This is a genomic window from Neobacillus notoginsengisoli, from assembly GCF_003515685.1.
GTDB lineage: Bacteria > Bacillota > Bacilli > Bacillales > Cytobacillaceae > Bacillus_D > Bacillus_D notoginsengisoli.
Genome location: NZ_QWEG01000012.1, coordinates 147,116 through 170,063, shown reverse-complemented (window position 1 = coordinate 170,063; position 22,948 = coordinate 147,116). Strand labels below are relative to the sequence as shown.

Annotated in this window: 26 protein-coding genes and 1 riboswitch; of the genes, 24 read left to right on the top strand and 2 right to left on the bottom strand. The window is 36.8% G+C overall.

The window, feature by feature from the left end:
- The 22 genes from D1B31_RS18580 to D1B31_RS18475 form a co-directional block, all read left to right on the top strand.
- A partial coding sequence (locus D1B31_RS18580) for a DNA cytosine methyltransferase (RefSeq protein WP_118923212.1) occupies positions 1-1,286 on the top strand: 1,286 nt, incomplete at its 5' end.
- A 384-nt stretch (positions 1,287-1,670) separates the two neighbouring features.
- Positions 1,671-1,907 carry a hypothetical protein gene (locus D1B31_RS18575; protein ID WP_118923210.1) on the top strand — a complete coding sequence of 79 codons (237 nt, stop codon included), beginning with the start codon at positions 1,671-1,673 and terminating at the stop codon, positions 1,905-1,907.
- A gap of 196 nt (positions 1,908-2,103) precedes the next feature.
- Complete coding sequence (locus tag D1B31_RS18570; protein WP_118923208.1) at positions 2,104-3,027, top strand: DUF4367 domain-containing protein; 924 nt, start codon at positions 2,104-2,106, stop codon at positions 3,025-3,027.
- Between the two features lie 533 nt (positions 3,028-3,560).
- Positions 3,561-4,616, top strand: a complete 1,056-nt coding sequence (locus D1B31_RS18560) for a DnaA N-terminal domain-containing protein (RefSeq protein WP_118923204.1) — start codon at positions 3,561-3,563, stop codon at positions 4,614-4,616.
- Positions 4,617-5,335: 719 nt separating this feature from the next.
- Positions 5,336-6,220 (top strand): ArdC-like ssDNA-binding domain-containing protein, encoded by an 885-nt coding sequence (locus tag D1B31_RS18555; RefSeq protein WP_118923202.1) that lies wholly within the window; start codon positions 5,336-5,338, stop codon positions 6,218-6,220.
- Between the two features lie 23 nt (positions 6,221-6,243).
- Positions 6,244-6,462 carry a hypothetical protein gene (locus D1B31_RS18550; protein WP_118923200.1) on the top strand — a complete coding sequence of 73 codons (219 nt, stop codon included), beginning with the start codon at positions 6,244-6,246 and terminating at the stop codon, positions 6,460-6,462.
- Entirely contained in the window at positions 6,459-6,701 is a 243-nt protein-coding gene (locus D1B31_RS18545) for a hypothetical protein (RefSeq protein WP_118923198.1), read from the top strand. Before D1B31_RS18550 ends, D1B31_RS18545 begins: the two co-directional genes overlap by 4 nt.
- Before the next feature lie 121 nt (positions 6,702-6,822).
- Positions 6,823-10,149: a helicase-related protein gene (locus D1B31_RS18540; protein WP_118923196.1), complete on the top strand. Its 3,327-nt coding sequence runs from the start codon at positions 6,823-6,825 to the stop codon at positions 10,147-10,149.
- A 12-nt stretch (positions 10,150-10,161) separates the two neighbouring features.
- A complete protein-coding gene (locus D1B31_RS18535; protein WP_118923194.1) occupies positions 10,162-10,926 on the top strand; it encodes a hypothetical protein in 765 nt (254 codons plus the stop codon).
- A 228-nt stretch (positions 10,927-11,154) separates the two neighbouring features.
- Positions 11,155-11,241: riboswitch (cyclic di-GMP riboswitch) on the top strand.
- 73 nt (positions 11,242-11,314) lie between these two features.
- Positions 11,315-11,998: a hypothetical protein gene (locus tag D1B31_RS18530; protein ID WP_118923192.1), complete on the top strand. Its 684-nt coding sequence runs from the start codon at positions 11,315-11,317 to the stop codon at positions 11,996-11,998.
- Positions 11,995-12,558, top strand: a complete 564-nt coding sequence (locus D1B31_RS18525; protein ID WP_118923190.1) for a hypothetical protein — start codon at positions 11,995-11,997, stop codon at positions 12,556-12,558. Before D1B31_RS18530 ends, D1B31_RS18525 begins: the two co-directional genes overlap by 4 nt.
- Positions 12,559-12,580: 22 nt before the next feature.
- Entirely contained in the window at positions 12,581-13,204 is a 624-nt protein-coding gene (locus D1B31_RS18520) for a hypothetical protein (protein WP_118923188.1), read from the top strand.
- A gap of 72 nt (positions 13,205-13,276) precedes the next feature.
- On the top strand, positions 13,277-13,756 hold the full coding sequence (locus D1B31_RS18515; RefSeq protein WP_158587608.1) for a response regulator: 480 nt from the start codon (positions 13,277-13,279) through the stop codon (positions 13,754-13,756).
- Between the two features lie 72 nt (positions 13,757-13,828).
- Positions 13,829-14,143 carry a DUF2325 domain-containing protein gene (locus D1B31_RS18510; protein WP_240035338.1) on the top strand — a complete coding sequence of 105 codons (315 nt, stop codon included), beginning with the start codon at positions 13,829-13,831 and terminating at the stop codon, positions 14,141-14,143.
- Positions 14,144-14,310: 167 nt separating this feature from the next.
- Positions 14,311-14,511 (top strand): hypothetical protein, encoded by a 201-nt coding sequence (locus tag D1B31_RS18505; RefSeq protein WP_118923182.1) that lies wholly within the window; start codon positions 14,311-14,313, stop codon positions 14,509-14,511.
- On the top strand, positions 14,486-14,665 hold the full coding sequence (locus D1B31_RS18500) for a hypothetical protein (RefSeq protein ID WP_118923180.1): 180 nt from the start codon (positions 14,486-14,488) through the stop codon (positions 14,663-14,665). Before D1B31_RS18505 ends, D1B31_RS18500 begins: the two co-directional genes overlap by 26 nt.
- A gap of 24 nt (positions 14,666-14,689) precedes the next feature.
- On the top strand, positions 14,690-16,822 hold the full coding sequence (locus D1B31_RS18495; RefSeq protein WP_118923178.1) for a type IA DNA topoisomerase: 2,133 nt from the start codon (positions 14,690-14,692) through the stop codon (positions 16,820-16,822).
- A gap of 16 nt (positions 16,823-16,838) precedes the next feature.
- The gene (locus tag D1B31_RS18490; protein ID WP_118923176.1) at positions 16,839-17,684 is read left to right on the top strand and encodes a hypothetical protein; all 846 of its coding nucleotides are present in this window, start codon (positions 16,839-16,841) and stop codon (positions 17,682-17,684) included.
- Positions 17,685-17,701: 17 nt separating this feature from the next.
- The gene (locus tag D1B31_RS18485) at positions 17,702-17,902 is read left to right on the top strand and encodes a hypothetical protein (protein ID WP_118923174.1); all 201 of its coding nucleotides are present in this window, start codon (positions 17,702-17,704) and stop codon (positions 17,900-17,902) included.
- A 30-nt stretch (positions 17,903-17,932) separates the two neighbouring features.
- Positions 17,933-18,064, top strand: a complete 132-nt coding sequence (locus tag D1B31_RS25075; protein WP_275670730.1) for a hypothetical protein — start codon at positions 17,933-17,935, stop codon at positions 18,062-18,064.
- Between the two features lie 54 nt (positions 18,065-18,118).
- Complete coding sequence (locus D1B31_RS25230) at positions 18,119-18,256, top strand: aspartyl-phosphate phosphatase Spo0E family protein (RefSeq protein ID WP_420846125.1); 138 nt, start codon at positions 18,119-18,121, stop codon at positions 18,254-18,256.
- A gap of 14 nt (positions 18,257-18,270) precedes the next feature.
- A complete protein-coding gene (locus D1B31_RS18475) occupies positions 18,271-18,462 on the top strand; it encodes a hypothetical protein (protein ID WP_118923170.1) in 192 nt (63 codons plus the stop codon).
- 248 nt (positions 18,463-18,710) lie between these two features.
- On the opposite strand, the gene D1B31_RS24420 is transcribed toward D1B31_RS18475, so the two are convergent.
- The gene (locus D1B31_RS24420) at positions 18,711-18,863 is read right to left on the bottom strand and encodes a hypothetical protein (protein ID WP_158587607.1); all 153 of its coding nucleotides are present in this window, start codon (positions 18,861-18,863) and stop codon (positions 18,711-18,713) included.
- 152 nt (positions 18,864-19,015) lie between these two features.
- On the opposite strand from D1B31_RS24420, the gene D1B31_RS18470 reads away from it, so the two are divergent.
- Together D1B31_RS18470 and ltrA are read left to right on the top strand one after the other, a co-directional pair.
- Positions 19,016-19,588 (top strand): DUF5626 family protein, encoded by a 573-nt coding sequence (locus tag D1B31_RS18470; protein ID WP_118923168.1) that lies wholly within the window; start codon positions 19,016-19,018, stop codon positions 19,586-19,588.
- A 627-nt stretch (positions 19,589-20,215) separates the two neighbouring features.
- On the top strand, positions 20,216-21,490 hold the full coding sequence (gene ltrA, locus D1B31_RS18465) for a group II intron reverse transcriptase/maturase (RefSeq protein ID WP_118923166.1): 1,275 nt from the start codon (positions 20,216-20,218) through the stop codon (positions 21,488-21,490).
- Positions 21,491-21,650: 160 nt separating this feature from the next.
- Here the strand turns inward: ltrA and D1B31_RS18460 are convergent, their stop codons facing one another.
- Positions 21,651-22,814, bottom strand: coding sequence for a tyrosine-type recombinase/integrase (locus D1B31_RS18460; protein ID WP_118923164.1), 1,164 nt, complete (start codon positions 22,812-22,814; stop codon positions 21,651-21,653).
- Positions 22,815-22,948: the final 134 nt, after the last annotated feature.

Genomic DNA, 22,948 nt, shown 5'->3' with positions numbered 1-22,948 from the left:
TTCAAATTAATGAGGGAAAGGAAGAAGTCACTTTGCAAAACTATCCTTTTCCCGACAGCCAGGACATTCATACCGTTCATGTTGCATCTAGAAAAAGCAAAGTTAGCGGTGAGGAGCGGCCATTAATAGATACGGCTGGAGATAAATATTGTTCATTCCTCGACATTAATCAAAAAATCGAAGTGAATGTATATAAAAGAGGGAATAGAGGAAAAGTGGTAATCAGGCCTCTTGAATACAGGCTTTTTGATAATTCCACCCTTCCAACTCCAAAGGAACAGCGGATCAGACTCCTTTCACTATGTGCAGGAGCGGGAATTGGAACGAGTGTCCTTGAGGATACAAAATATTTTACTCCTATTCAGGAGATTGAATTAGAGGAAGATTCTGCGGAAGTGTTGTTGCATAACTTTCCAAATTCCATGATTTTCAATGGGGATTTGCGTGATTGCCAAAACGTATCAGAGGTAGATATGGCATTTATTTCGCTTCCATGCAATGAGTTTTCAAATTTAGGCGATAATTCAGGTAATATTATGAACGACTTAGTGATTGCTACAGCAAAAATCATTGAGTCATCTAAAGCAGAGGTACTATTCTTTGAGAACGTACCCCAATTCTATAAAAGCAAGGCATGGGATTCCTTAAAAAGCCTTTTAAATGGCGAGTATCCGTTTTGGGCACAAAAAGAGATTGAAGCTTGGGACTTCGGATCGATTGCAACCAGACGTAGAACTTATGCGGTTGCTTTCCGGAATGAAGAAAGATTCCTAGCATTTGAGTTTCCTGCCCCACCAAAGGTACGGAGAAAAAAACTAAAAGACTTTTTAGACCGTTCAAATGTTCAGCATGAATGGAAGAGCGTACAGAGGTTCATGGATTCTTTTAACAGCCGAGAAGCCTGGAAGGATAGAAGTCTAGAACTTACTTTCGTTGGCAAGGATGCTGAAAAGATATCTTGCATACCTAAGCGTTACACTGCACAATCAGCCTCAAATAGCCACGTTTTAAGCGAGGACGGACAAAGCTTCCGATTCTTGTCTATCGATGAAATTAAGCGCATTCTGGACATTCCAGAGCACTATAACTTCCCTGAACATATTCAAAAGATAAGAAAGTGGGAAATGTTAGGGCAGAGTATCGACGGAAGGGTTATAAGAGCCATTGCAAACCGACTTGCTTTCACATTTATGAAGGTTAAGACCGCCGCTGCAGACCATATACAAAAAAAGGTTCAAAGCTATAATATTGGCAACAGCGGGCAACTTGAACTCATGCTCTCCTGAAAAGGAGAGCTTTTTTTGTCTGGGAATATGTGGGGTGGATATTCTTATCCTTTCACATATTGCTATTGGTAATCGTTGTGAAAAAAATCAACATCTTAAAATGAGTTTGTTTTATGTAAACTATTTAGTTGTTACTAACACTACCCTAAATACACTTAAAGAATTGTTCTCTAACAAAATTCAGGGTACAACCTAGATTGCGGCTAGGGCCAAAGCTAATCGATTTGAACTCGGGTGTACCGGTTGCCACCTTAGAAATTTCATAATAAAGGATATTTTCTTTTATTATAGAATATAAACATAATAACGATTAAAAAAGGTAAGTAGTGGAAAACTTGTAATTTGATGATAAACAAATAATATCAAAAAATGGGGGCTGATAAAATGAAAAAGAAAATATTATCTTTACTAAGTGGTTTAATACTTGGGGGATTAATTTCATATACCTTTATGGATTATGAAAGTTCAAATTATATTATTAAAAATTATTATGGCCTGCCAGAGAAGGAAGTTAAGGAATTCGACATTTATTATTTATTTAATGCAACTCTTATTGTGTTGATTACGTCTTTTGTTATCTATGTTTTGTGGTCATTAATAGACAAAAAAACAAGGAATTAGTAGTCAAAAATACAATTTTTTAAGATGATTTTTTACACTAGTAACTTACTTATAAATTAAATAGGAAATCAAATGAAAATATTTGGAAAACTTTTATAAATTTACTAAATATTCCTATTATTTTACCAATTATATGTTACTATGTAGATACACTATGTAGCTCAAATGTAAAAAATTAACTTAAGGAGATGTATTTATGAAGAAGTTTAAAAAGTTGTTTTTTTCATCATTTTGGGTTTTGGTTTGTTCTTTATTAATTAGTTCAAGTGTTTCTGCAGGAGGCCAAAATAATGTATACATTTTTCCTTTAGGTTCTTCTGGGTCTACTGGTGGTAGTTGGTCTACGGTACAGACTATTAATTCAGGACCTTATTTTTCGGCGTGCGGTAAAGTAACTTATAATCTTGCCCACGTTGTTAGTTTCGGAGCTTGGACCTCAACGAATTGGAAATGGAATAATTCTACGTTTCGGATAACTAATCTTTCTGGGAAGGTTACTGGTGGAGTAGGCTTTACTGGAAATTACGAATCAACTGCTTCTAATAGTTATGATTACAAATATTCTGGCGTTCAGTTATATTCAAATACTACCTACACTTATTCTTGGAATCGTAATATGCCCTTAGGGCCAAAAAACAAAAATGCTCATTATGATATTTCAACAATATCCGGTTTTCCAAATCCCGCAATAATATGTGAGAATACCGCTAAAGTTGTTTTTGATGTAGGTGGGAAAACGTCATCTACCATGTTTACTAATCTAGCAACTCCACTCGAATTTTCCAACAACAAAGAGAATTTAGCTACTAATCTCGGAGAAGAATATAATGAACAATCTAAAATGTTTGGCCAAAGTGCTATTGTGACCCATTTTGAAAATGGTGAACATAATTTCATTCTACTAACCCAACAAAAAGATTCTCCTATCAATATTAACAATATAAACGATAATGTTTTTTTATCTATCAACGACAATGGCTTTGAATATGAAATAGGAAGTTTCCAGAATGAAGCAAATTCTACTTTAAATGTAGTTAAGTTTCAGAAAAAAGGGACATATATGGCTTTAGTAGCAAACCTATCAAAAGAGGAAATTTTAAAAATAGCTGAGGATCTTTAAAAATACTAATATACCTTTAAGATTTAATCTTCTTTATGAGTTAGAAAACTTATTTATAGGGTTGGTTTGATTTCTTTTCTGTCATCCAAGCGGTTATGATACATTTTAATTATTGAACTAACATAATTTTCATGTTTTAATGGTATTACACACAACTGGATATATAAAAGGGAAAGCCCTAGTGGATAAAGCCGATAATACTATCGGTTTCTTCTTGCTAGGGTTTTCTCTTTTTTTCGAATTTTTTCGACAAATTACAAGACAATTGGCCAATAGTATTATAGAATTCGACCAGTATATTTGTTATGATGGTAAAAAAAGAGATTACAGGAAGCAAAAAAAAACCCACCCTGGGCATTTCATTTAATCCCTTCAGTTTGGCCGCTGGAAGATTAAATGAAATAAGAGAGGCGGGATTTCTTACTTGCATCAATTAACCCCATTTTACAAAAAGGGACCACAATTATCAAGTAGGAAATCTTCGTGTCTTTTTAACTCTTTTAGGGAGGGAATAAGAACGGAGGTTTTTTATTATGGAAGAGGATAGGCAGAATCTAAAAGGCGGAAAAGATAAACTGGAGTATTACAGAGGTATTGAAACTGGGACCCTTGAACCGCGATTAAAACTAGTAAAAGAAGAATCTAATTTGAAAACACTAACCTATTATTATCCGGAAAAAGACATAATAAAGTATACAGAGGATGAGGTTCGCAAGTTCTCTTTAGACAGCTATGGTGAAAGTATTCCATATGTTGATGGCGAATTAACAATCTTCAATAACTATCTATTTGATTTTTGGGGATATTTTTTAAATGCTGAAGGTCTGGCCTTGTTTGGACATTTAAAGCGCTTTGCCTATGGTAATAAAGATTGGTGCTTCCCAAACTTTGAATTGATCAGTTTGAAAATGGACAAATCCCGCCCTACTGTACATAACTATATGGACATTCTTGAACGTTATGGATTCGCTTATAAGTTTGGGGTATGGAACCGCTCAAGAGAAGGAGTGGAAGAAAGTCCGATTTTCAAAGTCCGTAAAAAAGTACCATTGCTGTCTAAAAAACTTATATATGGAGATCCGGACATTGTTATCCCTGACGATGCACCAGCTCATATTAGGAAGGCTTTAAAAAAAGAAAAAGAAGGTTTACCAAAGCGGCTGCAGCAAGAGCATGAGAAGTATGTTAAGAGAATGATTAATAATAATGAAACAGTTAAATTGGAAAAGGATTTAGACTTTGAAAAGATTTATCTCCAATGGCAACAATACGGTGAACTTATTAAAGCATCCAGCAAGAAAAAGAGCCGATTGGCTAGTGAGGTGCTAGTTGAGAAGGAAATGGATAAGGATGAACTAGCGCTATTGGAATTTATTAAAGAGTACATTTCCAACAAAATCAGTAAGCCGTCCTATGATACCTGGTTTTCCAATATCCTGCTCAAGAAGGAAAACAAGGATATTTCTATCTTGACTCCGAATGAGTTTGCAAAAGATTGGCTAGAGGAACGTTATGTCGAAATGTTCGAAACAGCTTTAAAAGAATATGAATGCCAGTTTAATTCAATAAAATTTGAAGTCCTACAATAAAAATATTGTAGGATTTTTCTTTGTTTTGAAGGCTAAAAACAAATGACAAAAATCACACCTAATATAAATGGATTTTTCTTCTAAAGACAACACATTCTTGTCAATTAAGACAATAGATTCATGTCATTTGTAAGCCGGGTTAAAAATTTTTACTGACAGGATAAAAGATTTGAAATGTACCATTAAAGTTCTTATTAGTACCATAAAAAAAATTTAAGGTATAGGTTAAAAAAACTTTAAGGTATAGGTTAAGAATTTTTTAAGGTATCAAAGATTGGGTTTTAACTTAGGGGGGAGGTTAAAAATTTTTTAAGGTATAAAGATAGGTTAAAAAATTTTTAACCCCTCATAAAAGAATTTTTAACCCTAGAATAAATACAAAGGGGAATAATATCTTTTTCTTTATTATATATAAGATGCTGCCGCATCTTTTACAACAATTAATTAACTCCTTGTCAAATCAGAAAAGAAAGGATATAATACCAATATATTCATTTTTTATTTTGGTTTTTTGCAATCCATTTAGGATTAGCGGGGATACATTAAATTTAACGGCCTTTGTGGTTGATTTTTAAGTAGCAACTGTTTGCTATTTACTATCAAATACCATAAGGGCTTTTTTGCGTTTAAAAAACTTTATTGCGGCGGTTAACAACGGGAATGGGATTACCTATTCTCGTTTTTATATATAAAAAACTTTAAGTAAGGGGCTGTTGTACATGGCTGATCGCCAAACCAAAAGAAAGAAGTGGAAAAAAGATGGACCTACGGTACAAGAAAAAGTAGAAGAACTTGTATCGGTCCTGGAAGAGGGAGTACTAAATTTTAATTATTCTCCGGAAGAGTTTAAAGCTCTTTTAGAGATGAAGGCACTTATGCCAAACTACTCCTTTCGAAACATCATTGTAGCCAAAGCTCAGTATCCAAACGCTAGTTTTATAGCTTCATTTAAACGTTGGAATGAGTTAGGACGCCAAGTGAGAAAAGGAGAAAAGTCCATTAGAATCTTTAAACCGAATTTTAAAAAGGTGGAGGATGAAAATGGAGAAGTCGATTCTAAGCTCGTTGGCTTTTTAACGGTTCCAGTATTCGCGTATGAACAAACCGAAGGCGAACCGCTTCCGATTGACAGAGTGAAAATTACCCTTGAGGGAGATTCTGATGAGGCGCGAGAAATTATTGAGTACGCTGAACAGATTGCTGCCAAGGATAATTGTCCAATCACTTATGGAAATGCGGATGGAGCAAACGGCTATTATGTGCCGGCCTACCATTCTATTACTGTTAGCGATACTTTGAGCATAAATCACCGTTGTAAAACGTTGGTTCATGAATTGGTTCACTCCAAAGTTCATCGCTATGATAAAACTTCCTCACGATCTGAAAAGGAAGTAGTTGCAGAGGGAACAGCATTTGTTGTGTGTTCATTCTTCGGCCTTGATACTTCGGACTATTCATTTAGGTATGTGAAGTCTTGGAGTAAAGAAGACGAAAATTCACTTTTGAAATATGGTGCTCAAATTTGTGACATCTCAGGGAGAATCATAAATGAGTTTAAGCAGCTTATGGAAGTGAAGAATGAGCAAGTCCTTCAAACAGCATAGAGATTGATATAAGGAGTCCTGTCATGGAGTTACTAGAATTAATAAAACTAGAGGAATATAGAGGCCAGAAGTTTTTAGTGGAATTTGTTGAACCAATTCCTTCTGGAAGCTGGTTTAAAATCCATACCTCCCATGGGCTGGTTCTTAACATAACGATTGAAGGCGTTGACACTATAGAACGCGCCCGCAATGAGGTTATTCAAGCATATAAAAAACAATTAGACGGGAGAGAATTTGATTGAGGAAAGCGGAAGTTAGTTCCCCACAAACAAAAGTAACTTACAGAGTTTTTTACCGGGTCCAATCAGGTCAAGGCTTTGTTGAGATCACACTCTTTGTTGAGAGTAGCTTTAATGAATGCTTAGTCGCTCAGAAAGAGGGAATGTTCGACACGATGGAAGATGCCAAGACAATGATTAGTTACCTGGAAAGCATTGGAGCAGATATTGAATATAACGAGTCGGCAGCTTATAAAGGCTAGTGATACGTTAATTCAGCTTCATGCAGATTAAATAGAATAGGGGGTGCATCCCTAACTCAAACTAATGAGATAGGGATTGCCGTATGGCTTCCTATCTCATTTATTTTGATAGGGAGTTCATATGATTATCAATTGGAATAGGGTTGAAGAAACAAGCGATAAGCCTAAAATGCTTGAATTGCTGTTAGATCAGGCATGGCAGACAGCGTTTTGCTACGCACTAGCGGTTGAGCCGCCCGAAAGAGAATGGCAAGGTGCCAAACTTTTAATGACCATTATTGCCGGGAATGATTCTACCTTACAAGCTATGAAAGCTGCGGTGGATATCGGAAGCGGCGGTATGTCGTTTGGGCATGGCGAAAAGCAGCTCACCGACTATAAATTTGCACAGGAATTCAGGATGTATTCTGATAAAGGGAAATACGAAAAATTCCCGATTACCATAAATCAAAATCGAAAAGCAGTAGCGATTGTTCATGAAGATTTACTCGGTAATGGGGATTATATATTGTCGTTCGAAGGAGATCCTGCTGAAGACTTAAGACAAGTCTTAGGCGGAGGCAAATTCGGACTGAATATCTTACCTGAGTGGAAGGATATCATTCTGGATGAGTTCAAAAAAATTGGATGCATTGAAGAGTTAAAGTTTTATTTTGACCCGACTCTTTTTTCCAAAGGCTTTAGTATTTTTAAGCTAAATTTTGGAGAGGAAACTTTGGAACAAGAAGCTGATGATATCATCTCTAATATGATTCAAAGAGGCCTGCTGAAATTCCCTAAGTCCGGAAATGGACAAGCTGTTGAGTCAATTGCGGATCTGACGGAGTACATGACAAAGTTTATGGATGACATGGTTGAAAAGGTAAGTAAAAGGGTTACTCCAATTCACAATCCTTTGACGGACCCGGTAAACCCGCAAATTTCTACTTATAAGCGGGAACTGTTTCCGGTTCAAGCCCATGTTAGCACAGCAGTAGCTAAAGTTCTCAAACGACAAAAGGTTGCTCTTATTCAAGGGGAAATGAGTACTGGCAAGAGTACCATGATGACAGCCATACCAGATGTAATAGCGGCTATGTCGAATAAGAAAGGTTACTTTGCCTGTCTGATGAGTCCACCTAGTTTAACTAAAAAGTGGCCAGAAGAAATTAAAGAGATTATTCCACATGCTGAGGTTCGAGTAATTGAAAGGACCGACCAATTAATCCAGTTTCACAGTGCCTGGACTAAAGCCGGACGGCCAAAGCCAGTCAAGCCCACTTTCTTTGTTATTTCATTTACGACAATGCGAGGGGATTGTGCTACTGTGCCAGCGCTGCACTTTCAATATAAGAAAACGAAAAAGCAAAATCTTGAGGAATCGTTACCTTATCGTTTTGGCTATTATTGTCCCAGTTGCGGCGAAGCCCACCAGGTCATTGAATCTTTGGAAACTGAGTTAGACGAAGATGGCAATGAACAGGAAACGGCAAATAAGCGAACGATGAACGAAGATGAATTCGGGTTGAGTCGAAGAATCCATAATTCCAAGAATCCTGCAAATGCTTTTTGCAGCGAATGCGGTGAAAGCTTGTGGACTAAGAAAGTTCCTACCCGCTTTTCCTCAATTAATGAATGGTTAAAACATGAGCGAAAAATTTCTCATGCTTTAAAAGACAATAACCAAAAGTTAGTTGAGCACTTGCAAAACACACTTCCGGATATTCCTAAACAACAGGGCAATCCGAGAAGGGTAGCAGCGGTAGAATATATTCGCAGGAAAATGAAATGGTTCTTTGATATAGCTATTGTCGACGAGATCCATATGCTTAAGGCTGGCATGAGCGCACAGGGCAATTCATTGGGTAGTCTTGCGGCCGCTTGCAAAAAAGTAGTTGGCGGTACTGGAACTTTGTTTGGAGGAAAGGCCGAGGATATCTACTATACACTTTGGCGGTTATTCCCTCATCTAATGGTAGAGAATGGCTATTCTTACTCTGAAGTAAGGAAATGGAATGAGGAATACGGAAACATCGAAACTACTCTTTATAATTTTGATGATAAAGGGGAGTACAGCAATAAACAGTCAAGAGGCGGTACAAAACGAACTGAAAAAGTACTTCCAGGGATTTCCCCATTTGTATTTTCAAAGTTCCTTGTACAAAACAGTGTCCTTGTTAGGTTTAAAGATGTTTGGCCTGATCCGGTTGAGTTAATTGATGTTCCAACTATCCTGGTTGAACTGGATGATGATTTAAGGGGTCACTACCGCAATATGGTATCCACCTTTGAAACGAAAATCCAATCTCGGGATGATGGACATAAACTGTATCTTCCGCTAACTCAAACAGGGATTGCATATCCAGATAATCCATTCACCTATCCTTCCTTCTCAATCAAGACAGAGGACGGAGGCCGGGACTTAATCTGGAGCCCTGACGAATTTTCGAAAGAGCGGATTTTAAACAAGGAGAAAAAACTCCAGGAGATTATTAAAGGGGAAATAGACGAAGGCAGAAAAAGCATTGTATATGTCCGGGATACTGGCTCTAGCGTGGAAGGCAGAGATGTCCGGCCGCGGTTGAAACATATCCTTGAAATGCTCGGTGCCACAGTCTGCATTTTAGATACTTCCTCAACTAAAACTAATAAACGCTCGGAATGGCTGAGAAAGAAGATAGAAAAAGAGGATTACGATGTATGTATCGTTTCACAAGAGTTGGTTCAGGTAGGGCTTGATTTACTATGTACACCAACACTTATCTTTTATCAGTTCAGCTGGAGTTTATTCACAATAAACCAGGCAGCCCGACGAGCATGGAGAATTGGTCAAACTGAAGAGTGTCGTTTGTATTATCTAGCATACAAAGATACCTTCCAGGAGCAAATGGCTACTTTGATTGCACAGAAAAATAAGGCAGCCGCTGCAATAAACGGTGAGGCAAGCTCTGATGGATTAAATGCAATGCTTGGGGATGATGGAGATTTACAGTCCATGCTTATCCAATCCATCAAGAAGGGAAATGTCTTAAAAGGTTCTACAGAGGAATGGGTAGCAAAGGCTTCTGACCGGGCTCGTGAGATTTTAGCGGGAATCGGTAAAAAGAAGCAAAAGGCTCTTACTACCAAGGAACAGTTTGTTGCTTGGGTTAACCAGCGGATTGAAACTGATGCCTCTAAAAACGTCCTGATTAGGAAAGCCGCTACCATTACAAGTCACATCGAAAAAGGTTCAATCAACGGCTTTAACTTCGTGAACGGCATTTTAGAAGTTGATCTGATTGAAGCCTTTGGATTTGATTTTATTGCGGATGGGGAATTGGTTGCTTATCTAACCGAAATTGAGAGAACTGCTGTTGAAGCGGTTGAACAGCAAATTTCGTTGTTTGAAATTAAGGTTGCAGAGCCAGAAATCAAGAAAAAGCGGAAGGCTATTGCAAGTGGTCAACTAGCTTTTGAATTATTTTAAGGAGGAATAGTAATGACGTTTACGTTAACTATAGATTGGTTGGTATATCTTTATTGGCTACTCGAACACTATGTTTTTGTTTACAGTCTTGAGTTAAGAGTACGCAGCCACTATGAGTACTATGAGCGGATTGCGGCATTAAATAAAGATTGTACTAAATCTGTTGTTGTGCCTTTGCCGGTAAAGCAACAGGTAGATACGCCACTACAGGTAACTCTTACTGAATTGGATTCTAAAGCAGAAGAATTAGTTTCCGAACTTCAATTAGAGTTAAGGAACACAGAAAACCAGCTAGTCGATGACGAAGTGGTTTATGTAATGGAAAATTATGAGCCCGAACTTGAAGATGAAATTATATATAGCCACATTGAAGATGAGCTATCTTTTAACGAAGCTCCTGAAGAAATGGAGATTGAAGATTGTATCGACATTAACGACTTTAATGATGAAGATTGTCCTTCTGCTCCGGTTGGTTATACAACCTTCGCTTCTGCCAAAATTGCCGATTATACGGATGGTGCCCAAAGCTGGGTTGTCACAGTGATCGGTATGGAAGATTCGTATATTCACGTTTCTGATGGCAAGCGGGCTTGGGTTAATCTCGGGGAGGATGCTAACAAGTTAAACAATGGTGATGTGGTTGCTTTGAATGTTATTCGCAACGGAAAAGAAATTACAGTAGAAAATGTATTCCTTTTGGAAACCGATGCCACTTCGGAATACATCATTCCTGACGAAGAGATTTACTACAATCAAGAGCACCAAATTGCTATATAAAAATAACAGGAACGCGACTTTGTTTAGTCGCCTCCTGCTCCAAGAAAAATAAATACTTGTTTTTCTTGGAGCAGGAGGATAGTAATTAGTTCAATTTTCTTATGTTAAAATTATTTTCTCGCAAAAATCGTTACCCTTTCGACATTAAGCGACATAAGACCCAGGTAGTTTGTAATATAATGAGGCAGTATTTATTGCAAACTATCTAACTATCTAACTTTTTTAATATATTGATAAAGGCAAACCCTTCGAAAGAGGGGGACGCAAAGCTAGAGGGGCTAAAGCCGAATGGGGCCATGCCAGCCAGTTGCCAAGTAGCTCGGGACTATTTTGGTAGATAAAATAGTCTTTTATAATTCCAAAAAACAGAGTGAAAGGAGTTATCATTATGATAGCGCCCAAGTTGAATGAGAGTCAGATTGTAGAAATGAATGAAGCGTTTCAGAAGGCCCAGCTGGGACTTCAAAAATTCCGCTTTAAATTTAACGTTCCGAATAAAGATTTATTTGTGGATGCTGTTGGGGTTGAAGGAATTCCCCAAACCGAAGAATACTATGACAATGTGAAAGAACACTTGATTTATACTCAATTGACTTGGCTGAACACTATTTGTAACACATATGGCGTTGGCTTTGAAGCAACCGTTAACGTTAAGCCTGATGGTGAATTCGACCATGGCTCAATACAATTGGAGTTATCTCCTGGTATACCTTTCAAGGAAACTAACAAGAAAAAAATATTAGCACACTTTCAACCGTTATTTAGAAAACTCCTTCCTTTAAGAACATTTATCCAAAATGTCAGCTTTAAAGGCCATGATTATTCCTTACGAAAATTGACATTTGATATTCAACTGGATGGAAAAAAGGTAAATTCACTTCTCACAACCACACAGCCGGTTAATAACCAAATATTAAGTCAGTGGTTGGCCACTCTGGAACATGTTATTAGTTATAATGAAGGGCGGTATAAATACATAACAACAGTTCCTGTAGTAAATGGCAGGATGAGTACGGCTTCTTTCGAATCAACCTTATGCTTCAAGTTTCCGGGAGGCGGAGGGAAAAAATGAAGAAGGTAACTTTCCATATTGCGTTATTCGTCTTTAGTTTCATGTATCTATTTCCATTAAATGTTGAAGCCAGTCCGCTAATGGGTAGTAAAAAAGGGCCTACCTTAAATGATCAACTTGGAATCTGGACTGACGGTATAAATGATATGGCCCCTACTGTTTCATTTTTGTTTTCTGCAATATTTACTGTAATGTTTTTAGCTGGCGTAGTACGAATGGGATATTCGATTGTCACAAAAACAGGACAAATTATGAAAGGTTCAACCGGAATTCTTATTTGGGTGCCGGTTACCTTTTTCTTTATTAGGATTTTAATTCTAATTATGTTTACAACAGATAGTAATAATGTTACACTGCTTGCAAGTGATATCATAAGTTTAGTCAGGACCACTGGCTATTTTACATCCATCGGAATGGTATTAATCGGGCTCGTTCTCTTTTTCTTTTATAAATTAATTGAACATCCCGAATATGGAAGATGGAGTAAACGCCTTTGCGTAACAGCAGCACTTCTAACGTTACTCGCAACCGTTATGCCTTTCGTGTTAGGAGCTGCTTAAATTAATATAAAAGGTGATAACAATGTTGAAACTTGTAGTAGATAACGGCCAACTAAATAATAATTTACCTACCTGCAGAAAATCATGTGACCTGTTTGATGAAATTACCGGCCAATGCTCTATTAGCCAAGGTCTAGATGTAGATAGCCCGTATGAAGCAGCAAGATGCGGCTTCTTTATGCATAGAGAATCCATGGCTATTGAAGAAAATCTACCAATCCATAAGAGGTTTTCCTTAATTGAGGAAGATGCAGATTATTTATTGGACGATGAAGAAATATTTCACCAACTAGTCGGGAAGTCTGTACTAAAGGAGCATTATTCTTATCCATCTGAACCCGATTTTTCCTCATTACGTAAAGATGCTACCTGGTTTATTTCACCATGCGGCACTTATGGATGTTGGATTGTCAATCTCTACAAAAGCCTGTTATCAATACCCCAAGATAAAGAAGCAGCTCAAAAGGGTTGGAGTAACAAAGTATATAGATCCCCAATACCTTTGCATGACCATAAATCACCTTTATCAATAGCTTCTAAAATGGCTTGGGTAATCGATGAGGATGGATATGGACAATATGCCATGCTGGTTAATGGCAAGATTTCTCAGATATCCGCTCCAAAGCCAGTCAATTGGAAAAAGTGATTGATTATTCTAATTACCTACTGGTATAATTATCCTAAGTAAATATTATAAAAGGGAAAGCCCTTGTTGTAGATGCAAGCCAACGCTATGCATTTACTTCAAGGGCTTTTTTTATTGAAAGGGGCGGGTAATTGTTTGGAAAATATCATGATTATTAACGAAAAGACTCCTTTTCGAGAAGGATTAAAAACCCTGTTTGAAATAAAGTTCGGAAATATATTTAACATTATTTATACGGATTCTAATAGACTATCCAGACACCAAAGCATTCCTCCTAAACTGATTGTTGTTGAACCGGGCTGTAATGCCGTAACCGAGAAGTTTCTCATTGAAATGAGAGAAAAAGGATCAAAAGTGGTCTTGCTAAGTTTAGAACCTGAGACTGTACAAACCAATTTAAAACTAGAAATTTTCAATGGTTTCTTGCTAAAATACATGCCTACAAAGGAAATGCTTACAGTAATTAAAGATATTATCGAAAATGACAATGTGTATGTTCATCCAGATATAGGTTACTTTTTTCTCCAAAAGTTAAATAAAAAGGAAAATTAGGGAACATTCACTTGTATTTGGTGTATTATGTGGTATATTTGTTTTAATAATATACTAGTACAGGAGATGAGAATGATGAAAAAAACAATTGCTATTTTTGGAGGTTCACAAGAAGGGACTTACAAAAAGATCGGACAAAAACATGGAGTAAATGTTTTATTCCATTCTGGTAAGACAAGAAACGGTGGAAATAAAAAAGAATTTAAGAATCTGGTGAAGAATGCTGATTGTGTTGTAGTCATGCTGGGCGCCATCGGTCATGTAAGTATGGATATCGTTAAGGATCTATGCAAGAAGAATGACGTAAAAATTCTTTTTCATAACGGCTTCGGAGCTTCAGGCGCTATTCAAATGGGGTTAGAAAATCTCAGCGTAAATGCAGCTTGAGTTTTTGTTAAATTTATAGAAATTTAATTTTGGAGAATAAAATTGGTTAATAAATTTGTGAATCTATCTTTTTTGTCTATATGTATTGTTTTTTGGATTTTAATATTGTTTGGCCCCCTACCGTAAGTTTGGCTCTTTTAATAAAAACGAACTTGGAGAATCTAAACATGAGAGAAGTTAAGGTTTTTGTTGAGGGGAAAATAGTAATAGTTCAATACGATGAAGATTCCTGGAGAGTAAAAGACAACCCCTTTTGTGAAACATGGCCAGGGGATTGGTCGATGCGAAAAGTTAGAGAAGCTGTACAAAAATATGACGCTGTAATTGAAAGGAGGAAAAGAGGTGGACCAATTAAGTTTTCAACGTAAAGGCATTCGTGATGAGTACGTAAATCAAGAAGGAGATTGTCCCGACAAAAAAGAGGAAACGAACATCTTACCCCTAAGACCACAGCAATATAAAGAGTTAAAATCCTTACAGTCAGAAAGCACAGTCGTATCAATCCCCTGGTTTGAAGAGTAAAAAACTAAAGGAGGATAAGGAAAGATGGGGATTGTTTTAGTATGTGCCGAAAAGCCAGACCAGGCAAAAAAGCTGGCAGCACCATTTAAACATCAAATTAAGGGGGATCATATAGCTATAGCACCTTGCTCTGTTTTTCCAGAAGGCGCTATAGTTATTTCTGCTTGTGGACATATTTTAGAAGCTTTTACTCCAGGAGATTATGACGAGTCTTTGAGAAATTGGGCTTTAGAGTCATTACCGATAATCCCCAAAGAGTTTAAATTGAAAGTTTCTCCTTCGAAAAAGTCCTTCTTTAATGCGTTTAAAAAATATCTGAAAGAACCTCAAATTTCTCTTGTTGTAAACGCGGGGGACCCAGGAATTGAAGGGCAATTATTGATAGATGAAGTTTTATATTATATGGGGAATAAAAAGCCGGTAAAGCGCCTCTGGACTACAAGTTTAACCAAAGAGAGTGTTATCAAAGCATTTCAGAAAATGAAAGACAATAAGCATTACCAAGGATACTATAATGCCGGGCTTGCTAGGCAGAAAGCGGATTGGCTCTTGGGTATTTCAGCAAGCAGGGCATTAACACTATTATTAAAAGAAAAGGGAATTAATAAAGTATTTAGTGCTGGAAGATGCCAAACTGCTTTAGTTGGGATCATTCATAAACGTGAAATGGAGATAGAAAACTTTAAGCCTGCTCCTTATTGGGATTGTTTTGCAGAATTTCAATTCGCGGATGAACTATTGACCGGTAAATGGTTTAATACGGAATCAGATCATATTTTAGACCAAGATTCGGCCAAATCTCTTGTTGAGCTGAGCAAAGGAAGTGAAGCTCTTGTTTACTCGGTGACAAAGGAAGAGAGGCGCGAAAGGCCACCGCATTTTTATAACTTGTCCTCTTTGCAAATGGAGGCTAACCGGTTATATGAACTTTCACCAGCTAATGTTTTATCGATTACTCAATCGTTATATGACAAATCCCTAATAACTTATCCTCGTACGGATAGTAAACATTTGACACCAGGTGAAGCTGAATGGCTGCCGACAATTCTCAAGAACTTATCTGAAATAAATGAATATAAGGAGCTTGTTAAAGGAGCAACCCTAGACATTTCTTCTGATAAGCGGTTTGTGGATGAAAGTAAAGTTTCCGACCATTATGCTTTGTGCCTAACTGAAGAAGTTGTTAATTTATCATCATTGTCCAATAAAGAAAAACTAATATATGACCTTATAGCAAGATCCGTCATTGCCGCTCATTATCCAGACTATATTTTTGATTCTAGTGAAATCATTACGACTGTACAGAATCGATTTACTTTTATAAGCAGAGGGAAGGTCGTTAAACAAGAAGGCTGGAAAGCTTTGTTTAAGGAAAAAACTTCTGAACCGGAAGAAGAAGCAGCTGCTTTGCCTGAACTTGAAGAAGGAGTGTCCGGAGCGATTACTTCTATAACCTTGAGAGAGGGGATGACCAAGCCGCCGGCCCGGTTTACTCAAGGGGACCTTGTGAGGATTATGAGTAATGCAGCCTATTATGTTGAAGATAGAGAAGACTTTAAAAATAGTGAATTAGCTTTAGGAACTGAAGCAACTAGGGCAAGTATCATCCAAACCATTGCTTCTCGCTATATAGAGATTAATAAGAACCTTGTCTATATCCTTCCGGAAGGCCGACTTCTAATTGAAGCACTGGGAGATAATAATTACCTTTCCTCAGTTCTAACTACCGGCCGCATGGAACGTTATCTAAATCAGATCCAAAAAGGGCAAGGTTCAATGGATGCGTTTATTAACAGGACTAAACAGGTTACTCATGAAATCGTCCATCAACTGTTCAATGATGCTAAAGAATGGGATTTTAAAGAATATATCTCAATGATTCAGGAAGGCGAAATTATAGGGAAATGCAAGCTTTGCGGCGAACCGGTTTATGACAAAGGAAATTTCTATGGCTGCAGCAAAGGGAAAGATTGCAGTTTTAAAATTTCTAAGACGATTCTTGGAAAATCAATTAACAAGGAAAATGCAAAGAAATTAATAACTAATGGCCGAACCAATTTAATAAAAGGTTTTAAAAAGAAAGGAGCAGAAAAGCCTTTTGATGCAATTTTAGTTTGGGATGAAACAAAGAACGGTATTTCGTTCAGTTTTAAATAAAAGGAGGAGAGTTAGGATGAATTCAGCTTTATTACATAACGGGAACGTAGTAACAGCTGTAGAATACAATCCGGATGTTCATGGTAACCGTATCTATTGCATTGATAACACATGCCAAACTCCTGTGATATTCGTTAATGGTTCTGAATCCACTGTCCCTCACTTTAAAACAACTGGAAAAAACAGCGATTCTAAACATCATGAACAATGTGGCTTTGCCCGCCCTTTGACATTTGAAGAAAGTATCAAAAAAGTTGAGGAATTCCAACAAAGCCTGATGGACAAGGGTATAAAGGAAATTGTTATTCGCATGAATATGAATAAAATTGACCCGGATTATGAAAGTAAACAGATCGAGCGCGAGGAAAGTGAAAAGAAGCCGAAGGATGCTAGTGAGGTAAAGATTAAACAAGAAAGTACTCCTCCAAATAGTATCGGTTCCTTAAAAGCGATTGTTAAGCTGCTGACTTCCTATGAGCCAGATACTCTGGCTTCAATCCTTGTTAATGTGAAAGGGAAAAAAGTTCCCATATCTCAGCTTATCATTAGCCACGACAAAGCCCATGAACTATTGTGGGAAGATAGAACGATTCCGTCACTAAATTATTTTGTATTTGGAACAGTGGAAAAACTAATTAGGAGAGAAAAAGTCTACTATATTAATTTCAAACCTGTCAATGATGTGATGTTTAGCCTTGTTATCTTTGACAAGTACTTTAAACATTTCACATACACAGATGAACAGCTGATTGGTAAAAACGTGTTAGCAACAGGTTTGTTAAAGAAGAATGTCTATAAAGATAAGAATACGACGGAGATGGTCATTAAAAGTAACAAATATTTAGAGCTTATAGGAAAATGATTAAAGGAGAATTTATTATGAATGTTTTGCCTATACTTCAGTACTTGTTTAAATTCGATTCATGGGAACAAAAAAATATCAGAGTCATTGATAAAAAGACAAAAATGGTTACCTTTACAGGTAAAGCTAGATACCTGGATGTTTATACTGCTAGCAAAAAGATTGTGGACGTAAAAGAAAAACCAGATGTATCAGAAATCTATGTACAAATGCTTTGACCAGCATCAAAAATATAAAGGGAGATACTTATGCAATTCCTAACACCTGAAGAGATGATCGCAAAAAAGAAACTAAAAGAGAAACTTCTAACTGGAGGAATTATAACAATTGTTGGCTTATTAAGCGGAGGATTGACCTATTTATTTAATATGGCGCTTTAATATTTTCATTAAAAGGAGTAACAAAAAGTTTTGGAAAACACATTGGAAGTAAAAATGGAAGCTGTACGCAAGAAAATGTTACAAAGTATTAAACTGAATGGATTGAGCAGCAAAGTCACATTATCAATCAGCCAAGAATTAGATGAATTAATTGTAGAGGTCCAGAGGCGTAGAATGAGTAATCGGGCATAAGAGGGGGAGAGGGGTTGCCGGCTAAAAAGCAGGAAGAAATGAAAGAACCGCTTCACTTTTTAAAAATAGTTAAATTTAAGATAAGAACATTCATAAGGGACGAAAATTCCAATTTAACCTTAAATAAATCAGAAAAAAAGTTTCTCAGGTTTTTATTCCTAATGGCCATCGTAGGTTCTTTAATATTAAGTGCCCGGATTTTATAAAAATAGACTGAACTATAGCAGGGAGCAATCCTTGCTTTTTTGTTCAAAAAAAAATCCCTCTCATGAGGGACAACAAAGGGGGAATACTACATTAATAGTATCACCTCAAATAAGTATTTTAAACGAATTAACTTTAAATATTCTGGATAACATTTGAATTTTTCCATGCGTGGGCGGCATTTTTTTCTCCGGCTAATTTCCTATTCAAATGTTTTTTCTTTTTGGGGAATCAATAAGTCTCATAGCACTTAATGGTTCGCTTTTTCATCTATTCTTTTATAGATCAATTTTAATAATTCCACTTTCTCCCTTTGTAATTTAATAACTTCCAATGAAACCCATACGATAAAAACCCCTGGTATTACAAAAAAAAATAAAATAGGAACAATTCCAAAACCCATAACCTCACTCCTTTAAAATTATTAAAATTAATAATCATATTATATCATCTAAAAATGGCATTAATATGTAACAAATGTCATATTATGTTATATATTTTAAATGATAAACTAATAAAGAATTACCAAATAATGTTTTGGAGGGGAAATGGAAAATGAAAAAGTTTAAATGGTTGGGATTTTTTGCTGTCATTCTTGGTATTTTGGTTTTTGGGAATAACTCAGAAGCAAGTGCATCCGAATTACCTAGCGAAGAACAAGTAATATCATTTGATGCAACTTTAAATGAAGTTCAAGAGGCAACGTATATTAATGAAGATGGGGAAGAAGTAACAATCACAATAGAGCCTATTTTCCAAAGAGTAGACCCTTTATCCAAAGATGATAGAAATATTATATCACCTATGTTAACCCCAGGATGGTCTCATTATTTACCGTATGGTACAACAACAGGATTTAAGATTTCAGGTTCAACACCATATTTAGGAATGAGTTTTAATGTAGATATATATGTACCTAGTGTAACATCTGGTTCTAAATTCACAAGAATTTATAATAAAAACCACTGGGTTATTTTGGGGACTTTATATGATGAATCCCTTGATAAAAAAGATAAAGTAGCAACTTATGCCGCCAATGTTTCGTGGGTAGGTGGAATGGGTGGCTCTAATGTTTATTTAAAAGCAACGCTATCAAATAATGTAATATCCGTATCGTCAAGAATGTAGTTATAACTTCCTATGTATTTACGATTATTTTGATACCTTTCTACGTGTATTGGATATCATTACGATATCTAATTATAATAAAACAATTTTCAAAAAAGGAAAGCAGCCAGATTTGGCTGCTTTTTATTGTGTGCCAGGCATGGCAACTATCTAGGTGGTGAAAATCCACTGTGGGGGTACACATCGACCAACCACTAAGGAAGCGCAAGGTACTTACCGTGAGGTAAGGGCTGGAGGAAGCGTGGAATAAAATCTTGGCTCGACGTACAGAAATCTGATACTAAGGCTCTATAAAGGGATAAGGCTCCAAATCAAGCCAAAGTCCAAATAGATGTGCGTATCTTTATAGGGTAAATCAGGCGAGTAAAAGAGGAAAGATAGTTGTCTTACCCTGGGAGGTCTTGCGGATGTACAGAAGTACAGTCGAAAAAGGTTTGCCGCAAGAAGTCAGCAGAAGCCATAGTAATGAAGTGATTCATGAAGGGCTGAACAGTTTATAGTGTTTCAACGCCACGAATGCGTAAGTGACCTACTCCGAATGTGTTAATGGTGAAAGTATGAGCGTATCTCAAAGGATAACCAAAATGGAGCTATCACTTACTACGTGAGAGGAAAGGAGAAACGAGTGTGGAACTTTTAGAGCGAATTCTAAGTAACCAGAATATGAACGAAGCCTACCTGCGTGTCTATAAAAATAAAGGCGCCAGCGGGGTTGACGGAATAACGGTTAAGGAACTGAAACAATATCTGAAAGAGAACAAGGATGAGCTTCGGGAGCGCATCAGAACAAGAAAATACCAACCACAAGCTGCCTTAAGAGTGGAAATCCCAAAGGATAATGGCAAGGTGCGCAAATTGGGAATACCAACAGTAGTGGACAGGGTAGTTCAACAAGCCATTCATCAAGTGCTCAGTCCGATATTTGAAAAACAGTTCAGTGAATTCAGTTACGGTTTCAGGCCAAAAAGAAGCTGTGAGATGGCCATCATAAAAAGTTTGGAATTTCTTAACGATGGATACGACTGGATTGTGGACATTGACCTTGAAAGGTTTTTTGATACAGTTCACCACGATAAGCTTATGCGAATTATTTCCAACACAATAGATGATGGAGATGTTATCTCCCTCATAAGAAAATTTCTTGCCAGTGGAGTCATGGTGAAAGGGAAATACGAAGAAACACCGATTGGAACTCCGCAAGGAGGAAACCTAAGCCCACTGTTAAGTAATATTATGTTGAACGAACTGGATAAGGAGTTGGAAAGCAGAGGACTCCAATTCGTGAGATACGCAGACGATGCCTTGATTTTTGTGAAGAGCGAAAAAGCGGCAAATAGAGTGATGGAATCCATCGTGAAATTTATAGTAAAGAAACTAGGGTTGATAGTCAATGCGGAAAAAAGTAAAATCTCCCGTCCGAAGGATTTGAAATTCTTGGGATTTGGATTCTATTACGACCCGAAGAATAAGAAATTTCAAGCAAAACCACATCTCACATCTATCCAAAAGTTTAAAAGGAACCTCAGGAAATTAACGAAAAGAAGTTGGAGTGTTCCACTTGATTACCGAATCCTAAAACTGAAACAAGTCATAACCGGGTGGGTTAACTATTTTAGAATTGCGAATATGAAAAGTGCGCTTGCCGAGATAGACATGAAGCTTCGCTCCAGAATCAGGGTCATCATCTGGAAACAATGGAAGGTAGCGAAGAAACAGATCAAATCGCTTGTTCAATTAGGAATCCCTGAAGAAGAGGCGAAAGGATTAACCTACTGCCGAAAAGGCTATCGGTATATCGCGTTATCGAAAGTTGTTCAAAGAGCTATCTCAAACAAAAGACTAAAGCAGAGGGGGCTCCCCTCTGCTTTAGAACATTATCTGAAAGTCCACACTGTAATATAAACTGAACCGCCGTATACGGAACCGTACGTACGGTGGTGTGAGAGGGGCGAAAATAATCACATTATTTTCCCTCTACTCGATTTGCGTACCCTACAAGCGACAAAGGGGGAATACTACATTAATAGTATCACCTCAAATAAGTATTTTGAACGAATTAACTTTAAATATTCTGGATAACATTTGAATTTTTCCATGCGTGGGCGGCATTGTTCTTTCTGGCCTGTCTCCTATTCAAATAGATCATTGTTGTTCGTATGTCCTTATGGTGCAAACTTTCCTGTATCTTCCGAATATCGACTCCCTGCTCTTCACTAATTAAGGCGAAGCCATGTCTGAACGTATGGGGAGTAATAGGATTTTTCCTTAAACGAATTATGTCTAGCTCGGCTGCGTTAATCTTCCGTATTAGGAAATTTGATAAATATTTATAGTTATATGCTTTTCCTTTGGCCGAGGTAAAAAGGGGAGATTCGTCTCCTGGCCCTACTTTAAAATCAAGCCTTCTTCTCTTACGGAAATTTATAATGGCCTGCAATACATTAGAATGAATTAACACTTGCCTCTCTTCATTTCCCTTTCCTATTACTGTTAACCAATAATCCCCTTCAAAGTAATCAATATCGCTTACTCTCGCCTTACAAAGTTCTGCCACACGAATTCCAGTTGTGGCTAATACAGCTAGTATCCCATAAACAATAGAATTGTTTCGGAAATAATCTAAAATTGCTATAACTTCTGAGGAACTGATTTCCTTATTAGGGCGGTCGTTAGATCGGACGCTGCTGCTCAGAACCTTTTCATGAAGCGGGATTGAAATATACTTCGTGTTAAATAAAAATGCTAAGAAACTCTTAATGATTACTGTTTTCCTATTGAGCGTTGCTACTGAATATGGTTTTCCGCTCTTTCCAAGGGGAGCATCTTTTAACCACTCCTGGTATTTCCTTATGTGACGATGATTCAAATGCTTGAACAACTGAAAACCGGTTATTTGCTCGATTGCTAATTCAAAATGATGAGCATTCTCCATTAACTGTTTATAAAACAAAAGAAGGTCCCGGAGGTATTCTTTTTTGGTACTGGCGGATCTGTTCTTTTTTTCATTTAAGTCTCTTTGCTTGTGAATATAGAGATAGAACATTTCCACGTCATTGAAGGAGGAATAATCATCTTCACCACTGTAATCTATATCATCAAGTAAATTCCTATAAAGAGAATCGTTTAATAATATCGTTGTCAGTGTAGATATACTATTACTATTATTAACTTCATTTAAAAAATTACTTCTTAATTCTTCGATAACGATTAATTGGTTGCTATTCATTATATGCCTCCTTACTTAATCCTTATTATTCTTCTAACAGTTAAATCTATTAAGTTATTAATTATTGAAAACATAATTAGCTTTTTAATATATGTATAAATTTAAATGATTTCTTTTATATATTATATACCAGT